1 protein-coding gene and 1 pseudogene are annotated in these 1292 nt (G+C 73.9%); both read right to left on the bottom strand.

Features of this window, described 5'->3' with window-relative positions:
* Positions 1-493 (bottom strand): annotated as a pseudogene (locus NKF06_RS20585) (pilus assembly protein); the annotation flags it as partial.
* A partial coding sequence (locus NKF06_RS20580) for an ATPase, T2SS/T4P/T4SS family (RefSeq protein WP_253246460.1) occupies positions 487-1292 on the bottom strand: 806 nt, incomplete at its 5' end. The pseudogene NKF06_RS20585 and the gene NKF06_RS20580, both read right to left, overlap by 7 nt.

Below are 1292 nucleotides of genomic sequence, written 5' to 3'. Positions count from 1 at the left end.
CGCGGTCGACGTGTGCGGCGAGCGAGGCCGAAAGCGGGTCGTCGTCGCCGTGTGCGGCGAACGCGCTGGCCCGCTCGACCGAGGGCTCGATCCGCATCCGGAGTGCGATACGGCCGACGAGTTCCGGCGCGTTCCCGAGTGCCCGCGTCCGGCGGAGCGTCGCCAGCCAGACGGGGAGGGTGTGAACCGCGTGGGCCGCACCGAGCGCGGCCGCGAGCGCGACGAAGACGACCGTCACGGTCGGAAGCCGAGCGAGGAGAGCGACGACTCCGCCGAGCAATCCGGCGGGGGCGGCCGTGCCGTAGCCCGCGGCGACGACCGTCTCGGGAGCGAGATTCGAGCCGAGGAACGCGAGCGACCGGCGGAGTTCGTCGCTCGGTTCGGCGTCGATGGAGTCGGGCGAAAGCCGTGCGAGCGTCGTCGTGGCCGCGTGAAGTATCCGGGTCGAAGCGGCGTCCGCGCTCGCGCTCGTGGCCGTGTCCGGGTTCAGCATCCCGAACCACGCTCCGCGCGGGCCGCGGCGAGGTCGTCCGGTGTCGTTCGTCCCGTGTCAGCCAGCGATTCGAGACGCGCGGCGCGGGCGTCGAGCGCGTCGAGCACGTCCGCGTACGACTCGCCGGGGTGGGCCACGGATTCGACCGCGAGACTGTCGCCGCGGGCGACCGACCCCGTGGGTTCGAGGGCGCGCCCGTCGTGTTCGAACAGCGGCTCGAACGCGGCGTCGTCACCGACGGGGCGGACCTCCTCGACGCGGGCGACGCGGTGTGCGTCCGCGTGTTCGCAGGTGACGACGAGGTCGGTGGCGGCGAACGACGACGCCGGGACGCCGAGGTCGGAGACGACGCGCTCGCGCACGTCGGCGGCCCCGTCGCCGTGAATCGTCCCGAGGACCGCGTTGGCGTTCGCGCCGACGCGCATCGCCTCGTAGAGGACGGCGGCCTCCTCGCCCCGGACTTCACCGAGTGCGAGCGCGCCGTCGCCAAGTCGGAGCGCCGCGTGGAGCGCCTCCTGCGGCGTCGGTTCGGGGCCGCCGGTCGTGTCGGTTCGGAGCGACTGTACGTCGCGGTCGGCGTCCAGTAGGGTCGACGCCGGCAGTTCCGGCGTGTCCTCGATGAGTACCGTGCGAACATCGCGCGGGAGCTCCCACAGGAGCGACCCGAGGAATGTCGTCTTGCCGGCCCCACGGGAGCCGGCGACGAGGACCGACGCACCGCGCTCGACCGCGAGCGAGCAGAGCGCCGCGGCGTCGGCCGACAGCGTCCCGTTGGCGACGAGCGCGGGGAGCGTCAGCG

Origin of the sequence: Haloferax sp. AB510, assembly GCF_024136985.1 — an archaeon.
GTDB lineage: Archaea > Halobacteriota > Halobacteria > Halobacteriales > Haloferacaceae > Haloferax.
The sequence above is the reverse complement of the archived record's forward strand: the minus strand, read 5'-3'. Positions and strand labels throughout refer to the sequence as shown.